Source organism: Caproiciproducens sp. MSJ-32, from assembly GCF_018918055.1.
Taxonomy (GTDB): Bacteria; Bacillota; Clostridia; order Clostridiales; family Clostridiaceae; genus Clostridium.
In genome coordinates this window covers 1-6598 of the sequence record NZ_JAHLPS010000047.1, presented here as the reverse complement: position 1 = coordinate 6598, position 6598 = coordinate 1, and the positions used below count along the sequence as shown (strand labels likewise).

Annotated in this window: 8 protein-coding genes; all 8 read right to left on the bottom strand. The window is 26.0% G+C overall.

Features of this window, described 5'->3' with window-relative positions; translation table 11 throughout:
- Positions 1-270: 270 nt before the first annotated feature.
- The 8 genes from KQI16_RS05735 to KQI16_RS12935 all read right to left on the bottom strand — a co-directional run bounded on the left by KQI16_RS05735 (position 271) and on the right by KQI16_RS12935 (position 6317).
- Complete coding sequence (locus KQI16_RS05735; protein WP_216432737.1) at positions 271-1827, bottom strand: ABC-F family ATP-binding cassette domain-containing protein; 1557 nt, start codon at positions 1825-1827, stop codon at positions 271-273.
- Between the two features lie 202 nt (positions 1828-2029).
- On the bottom strand, positions 2030-2590 hold the full coding sequence (locus KQI16_RS05730; protein WP_216432736.1) for a DUF3867 domain-containing protein: 561 nt from the start codon (positions 2588-2590) through the stop codon (positions 2030-2032).
- Positions 2591-2685: 95 nt separating this feature from the next.
- Positions 2686-3747 (bottom strand): ABC transporter substrate-binding protein, encoded by a 1062-nt coding sequence (locus KQI16_RS05725; RefSeq protein ID WP_216432735.1) that lies wholly within the window; start codon positions 3745-3747, stop codon positions 2686-2688.
- A 146-nt stretch (positions 3748-3893) separates the two neighbouring features.
- The gene (locus KQI16_RS05720; protein WP_216432734.1) at positions 3894-4142 is read right to left on the bottom strand and encodes a hypothetical protein; all 249 of its coding nucleotides are present in this window, start codon (positions 4140-4142) and stop codon (positions 3894-3896) included.
- Positions 4143-4284: 142 nt separating this feature from the next.
- Entirely contained in the window at positions 4285-4530 is a 246-nt protein-coding gene (locus KQI16_RS05715) for a hypothetical protein (protein ID WP_216432733.1), read from the bottom strand.
- A gap of 172 nt (positions 4531-4702) precedes the next feature.
- Positions 4703-5080: a RidA family protein gene (locus KQI16_RS05710; RefSeq protein ID WP_216432732.1), complete on the bottom strand. Its 378-nt coding sequence runs from the start codon at positions 5078-5080 to the stop codon at positions 4703-4705.
- A 175-nt stretch (positions 5081-5255) separates the two neighbouring features.
- On the bottom strand, positions 5256-5777 hold the full coding sequence (locus tag KQI16_RS05705; RefSeq protein ID WP_216432731.1) for an NAD-dependent epimerase/dehydratase family protein: 522 nt from the start codon (positions 5775-5777) through the stop codon (positions 5256-5258).
- Positions 5778-6038: 261 nt separating this feature from the next.
- Entirely contained in the window at positions 6039-6317 is a 279-nt protein-coding gene (locus tag KQI16_RS12935; RefSeq protein ID WP_286172900.1) for a PucR family transcriptional regulator, read from the bottom strand.
- Between the last annotated feature and the right edge of the window lie 281 nt (positions 6318-6598).

Here is a 6598-nt window from a genome sequence, read left to right as displayed (position 1 = left end):
TGCGCCATTTTTAAGGAGTAGAGATGAATTTATTTGAAAAACTCTTTAAAATTCATATAAAACAGTACAAAATAAGAGCTGAGCATTAGCGATTTTTAACCGCTAATGCGACAGCCCCTTTTTTATTAGTTATAAATCAGAAATTTTTTATCTAACTCAATTTTAAATAATATGGGATTGCCTTTTGCAATCCCATTAAATTAAGCATATTTCTGTATTTTCTACTAATAGTTGAATTTCTTCTGATAAATTTTTTTGAAAATCAGCTATTTATACCAGCTTAGTAGTCCAATCTTCACAATTCCATATTTCTGTAACAATATCTCTATAGAATTCTGCTTCATGAGATACTAATAGTATTGTTCCTTTATATTCCTTTAAAGCTCTCTTTAATTCTTCCTTTGCATCTATGTCTAAATGGTTTGTAGGTTCGTCTAATATTAAAATATTTGTTTCTTTATTAATTATCTTACATAATCTAACCTTTGCTGCTTCTCCCCCTGACAATACCATAATTTTCGATTCTATTTGTTTTGTAGTTAATCCGCATTTTGCCAAGGCAGCTCTAATTTCATATTGAGTTTTCCCAGGAAATTCATTCCAAACTTCTTCTATACAGGTATTTGTATTTCCTGATCTATCTTCTTGTTCAAAATAACCAATATGTTGATAATCCCCAAGTTGTACTTCTCCAGATAAAGGTTTAACTATTCCTAGTAAACTTCTAAGTAATGTGGATTTACCTAAACCATTAGCTCCAACCAAAGCAATCTTTTGTCCTCTTTCCATATAAAGGTTTAATGGCTTTGTAAGAGGACTATCATATCCAATTACTAAATCCTTAGTTTCAAATATCATCTTTCCAGAAGTTCTTGCCATTTTAAAATTAAACTCTGGCTTTGGTTTTTCCTTTGTAAGCTCTATTATCTCCATTTTATCCAGCTTCTTTTGTCTTGATTTAGCCATATTAGCTGTTGCTACATTTGCCTTATTTCTAGCAACAAAATCTTCAAGCCTTGCAATTTCCTTTTGTTGTTTTTCATAAGCAGCTTCTAATCTCTTTTTATTCTCTTCATAAAGTCTTTTAAACTCATAGTAATCTCCAACATATCTTGTTAGCTTTTTATTTTCTACATGATATATTAAATTAACTACAGAATTTAAAAAAGGAATATCGTGAGAGATTAAAATAAAAGCATTCTCATAGTTTTGTAAATATCTTTTAAGCCACTCAATATGTTCCTCATCAAGATAGTTTGTTGGCTCATCTAATAATAATATATCTGGATTTTGAAGCAATAATTTCCCTAGTAATATTTTTGTTCTTTGTCCGCCAGATAAATCATCTACATCCCTATCTAATCCTAAATCTAAAAGACCAAGCCCCTTTGCAACTTCTTCAACCTTTGCATCTATTATGTAAAAACCGTTATTATCTAATAAATCTTGAATAACAGCTGTTCTTTCAAGCATCTTTTCTAGTTTTTCCGGGTCTGCATCCCCCATTTGTTCATATAATGTATTCATTTCTTTTTCTAAATCAAATAGATATTTAAAGGCATCTCTTAAGGCATCTCTAATACTTTTTCCCTTTTCTAAAACAGAATGCTGGTCCATATATCCAACTCTAACATTATTAGACCAAATTACCTTACCTTCATCAGGCATAAGTTTTCCTGTTACGATATTCATAAAAGTAGATTTACCTTCACCATTTGCTCCTATAAGCCCAACATGCTCTCCCTTTAATAATCTAAAGGATACATCTTCAAATATTGCTCTATCTCCAAAACCGTGGCTTATATTTTTAACAGTTAAAACGCTCATTTTTATCCTCCTGGTTAATTAATTTCACATTAACATACTAATTCATTATAAACTATAATCATATAAGATTCATACTATTTTTTCTCTATATATTTATTTCCAATTATTCACACTAAAAAAATTAGAGACCAATATAAAAAAGAACAGTTTTTAATTAACAATACACATTAACTGTCCATTGTTAATTGAAACTGTCCATTTATTAGTAAATATATTCTCTTGTATTTTCACAAATATATATTTTTAATGAATTATCTTCTTGAAGCTTTTTATAAGAACATAAAAATTCATTTAATTCTATATCATTTAAATCTATATTTTTTTCACTAATTAAAATAACATTTGTCCCATCAGTTATTATTTCTAATTTATTTTTATCATTTTCAATAGGATAGCTATTAATTGTTTTTACTTTTAATCTATCCTTATATTTTTCTTGGAAACTTAAGGTTTTTCTAGCCTTTTCAATATCTCCTCCGCCAGGAATTATACTTTCTATTCCTAATGCTTTCAACTGATTTTCTAATTCAGAAGGATCAAAACCATATCTTTCCATAAGCTTAGTTTGCATCTTCATAAACTTATCCTGGGAAATATTATTTTTTTCCATATATTCCATAACTTTTTTTGAGAATTCAGCCATGTTTAATTTCCCATTACTCATCTCATAGTATAAAGAAAATATATAGGCTTCAAATTTATCTAGATCTTTTTCATTCACTCGATTTTTTATCTCATTAAAATCTATAATCCTATCATCCATAATAATCAACTCCTATATTTAGTAGATGTTATTAATATTATACTATGATTATCCCCTTTATTCTATTTGTTTAATTTATTCTTAATATATTTAACTTATTGTGCATACACTCTTAACCATAATTCTTCATATAATTTTAACTCTTCAGGCTTCATATATTTATAAACTTCACACTTACTCATTAACTCTTCAGATAAATAAGCTGCAGGGTTATTTTTAACTTCATCCGGCTGTTCTTCTATAGCAAGTTTATTTGGAGTAGTATATCCAATTTCATCTGCTATTCTTAAAGCATTATCCTTTTCACTTAAAAAATTAATAAACTTTTCTGCACTTTCTTTATCCTTTGCATTTGCTGGAATAGCCCATGAATCTAGCCAATAATTTGCTCCTTCCTTTGGAATAACATATTCTAAATTATCATATTCCTCACTTAAATTTAGCCCTTCACCAGACCAAATCATAGCAACAGCTGCTTCTCCTTGGCGCATTATATCCATAACATTGTCTGCTCCCTTAGTAAGCAGTAAATCTTTTTGTTTAAGTAAAGCCTTTTCAATTTCCTCTAATTCATTTTTATCTGTAGTATTTAAAGAATAACCTAAATATTTTGCTGCTGCTCCTATAGCATCTCTCATTGAATCTAATATAAATATTTGTCCCTTATATTTTTCATCAAACATAACCTTCCAGCTATCTACTGGTTCTGATACTAAATCTTTGTTATATACAATACCTATAGTTCCATTCATGTATGGTACAGTATAATCATTATTTGGATCGTAAGGCTGTCCTAAATCATTTTCACTCATTTGTTCTAAATTAGGTATATTTTCCTTATTTATTTTTTGAAGTAAACCTTCATTTATCATTCTGTCAGCCATATAATCAGCAACTAGAACAGCATCATAATTTGTTTTACCTGAAGAAACTTCTATATACATTGTTTCCATTTCATCAAAAGTCTTATAATTAACCTTTATGTTATATTTTTCTTCAAATTCTTCTAGTAAACCTTCTGCAATATTTTCACCATAATTTAATACATTTATAGTCTTTTGTTCACCTTCAGCTTTTCCATTGCTACAGGCGGTAAATAATGAAAATCCTAAGGCACAAGCACTTACTAATGATGATATTTTTATAAATTTCTTCACTATTATCTTCCTTTCTATTTCAAAGCTCTTTTTCACTTCCTCAAATATCAATTATATATCTAATTATTGGATTTGCAAAGAAAAAAAGGCTTTGATATTCATTAAAAAAAATAGCCGCTAAAAATAGCGGTTATTTTTTTATCTAATTACATTTCTAATATTTTAGCTGTAACACCTTCCATAGCTTCTAATTCTTCATGTAAATTCTTAATTTCTTCTTTTTCATCGCTAAGAAGATTTAAAAGTACTAGACCAGAGTTTGCACAAGAATTCTTTGTTGCTTCATGTAAGCCAATTCTTGTATGTATTATACATCCATATTTTGTTAGTATTTCTTGAACCTCTGGAGCTTTTTTAACTCTTGGTTCAATTTTTATCGCCATAATAGTAAACATAAATCACCCTCCAATAAACATTATCATTTCCTATAATATCCTAATTAAAGCTTCTTTATTCAAATTTATCCTTACTTTTAAATTAACAAGTCATTTTTTATAAAATCAAAAAAACACCTAGATAAAATCTAAGTGTTTTAAATTAACAATTACGCATTCTGCTAAAATATTTTTCTCTAAATATTTCCTTAAAATCTTTACAATCAATTTTATCTATCAAATTACTATTTACAATATATTTCACTACCTCGTCAATAGTATCATTAACCTCTATAGCTATATCAATTAATTCTTCATATTTTTCTTCTGGCAATCTTAGAGTGATAGTATTAGCAACTATATATTTATTCTCTGAATTTTGAATTTCTATATTAAATATTTTGTCCATATTTCTTCCCCTCCTTAGTATTTAATAAAATTTTAACATATTATGTAATATTTTGCAAATAATATTTAAATTAAATCCCTATATTAAATACTTATGCTATATAAACAAAATAATTCAGCATAGCTGAATTATTTCCTAAATTATAAATTATTAATTTTAAAATATATTTATATTATAACTTTGCTATAGCTTCTATTTCTACTACAGCATCCTTAGGCAATTTTGCTGCTTCAACACAACTTCTTGCCGGCGCCTTTTCTCCAAAATATTGAGCATAAACTTCGTTCATTGCTGCAAAATCATTCATATCTTTTAAAAATACTATTGTCTTAATAACTTTATCTAAACTACAGCCTGTTTCTTCTAAAATCCCCTTAATATTTTTAATAACTTGTTCAGTAGCTGCCTTTATTTCAGTTTCCATCTCTCCTGTTGATGGATTTATGGGAATTTGTCCTGAAGTAAATATAAAATCGCCTAATTTAATAGCTTGTGAATATGGTCCTATAGCGGCTGGAGCATTATTAGTTGATATAATTTCTTTCTTCATTACTTACACTTCCTCTCATAAAAAATATATAGTTGTTCAAATAAAATTTATATCTTACTACTATTATGTAATAAGATATAAAAAAAAACAATTGAAATGAATAATTTATGAATCTCTAATGCTTCAGCACTAAAAACTAAAATATTATTTTATTAATAAACTGCATTAAGGCCTACTATATTTCCAAAATACCTTTAAAATCTTCATCAATATCCCCAGTTCTATATTTTGTAATTACCTTCACTCCATAATACTCTTTATAATATTGACATTTTTTAATTATTAGATTTTCAGCAGCCCTATAAAGTTCAGAAAATTTTTCATCTTTAATTTTGTAATTATGGCTTATTAAGTTAACAAAACTCACACTATTAAATTGAGATAAGGCTTCTAAAAATAATATCATCCTTAAGTAACTATTTTCTATAAAATTTTCTATTTTATAATTTTTTTCATTAATGCTTCCATAAAAATTATATATAATGTCTGCTTCAATTGATTTTAATAAAAGCTTAATTTGATTTAAATCATTATCTATCTTTGCAACTACTACCTCTTTTTCAATATCATTTAATATTGGAATTTCTTCATCTTTATTTAAAACAAGATATACTTCAGCATTGTTTAATTTAAAATATTTCACTAAATAAATCAATATTTCATCTGATATTCCCAATACTATTATTTTTTTACTCATATTTTCTCCAAATTAAAGTAATATCTAAAATATTATATTATTTTACATTAGAAATCGTGAATTTATTAAAATTTATATATTTTTACCCTCTACGACTTAATTTGGTAATTTTATAATCAAATAAAATTGATTCTGTTTATAAAAATGGGAATTTAGTAGTAAATAAAAAAATCTTAAACCTTATTAATTTTGTTAATGTTGCTGAATAACTATTTGTACAAAAAAATGAGCAGAAAATCTGCTCATTTTTATCTTATTTATTTAAACATTTCTGTTTAAATAAATAAGATATAAAAAAGTAGCTTCTTTAAAATTTCTAATATCAAAACCAGTTTCCTTTTTTATTTTTTCAATCCTATACATTAAAGTGTTTCTATGAATAAATAAATTCTTTGAAGCTTTTGTTAAGGATAAATTACATTTTAACATCTCTTTTAAAGTTTGAAATAATTCATGATTAAATCCTTTAAATATATCTTTATATTCTTTTTTTAATTCTTCTAAATAATCTTCTTTTAAATTATATATTGATTTTTCCAAATACATCTTATCTAAATAATATATCTCAGGTTTAATATTAAATTTATTACCTATTTTTAAAGCTAAGACTGCATCATCATAAGCCTTTTTAAAACTCTCATAACTTCCATCTAAATAACTAATTGAAATTTTAACCTTAACAGCTATATTTTGAAGTATTGTTTCCTTTAATGAACTAGCATATTCATCTTCATATTCTATGTTCCCTATAATAATTATCCTGTCATATACTTTTCCAATATATATTATTTAGATAAGATGTATTTGGAAAAATCAATATA

Bases quoted from the DNA above. Each gene is read 5' to 3' on its own strand.
- KQI16_RS05735 (WP_216432737.1), bottom strand. From the start codon at position 1,827: ATGAGCGTTTTAACTGTTAAAAATATAAGCCACGGTTTTGGAGATAGA.
- KQI16_RS05730 (WP_216432736.1), bottom strand. From the start codon at position 2,590: ATGGATGATAGGATTATAGATTTTAATGAGATAAAAAATCGAGTGAAT.
- KQI16_RS05720 (WP_216432734.1), bottom strand. From the start codon at position 4,142: ATGTTTACTATTATGGCGATAAAAATTGAACCAAGAGTTAAAAAAGCT.
- KQI16_RS05715 (WP_216432733.1), bottom strand. From the start codon at position 4,530: ATGGACAAAATATTTAATATAGAAATTCAAAATTCAGAGAATAAATAT.
- KQI16_RS05710 (WP_216432732.1), bottom strand. From the start codon at position 5,080: ATGAAGAAAGAAATTATATCAACTAATAATGCTCCAGCCGCTATAGGA.
- KQI16_RS05705 (WP_216432731.1), bottom strand. From the start codon at position 5,777: ATGAGTAAAAAAATAATAGTATTGGGAATATCAGATGAAATATTGATT.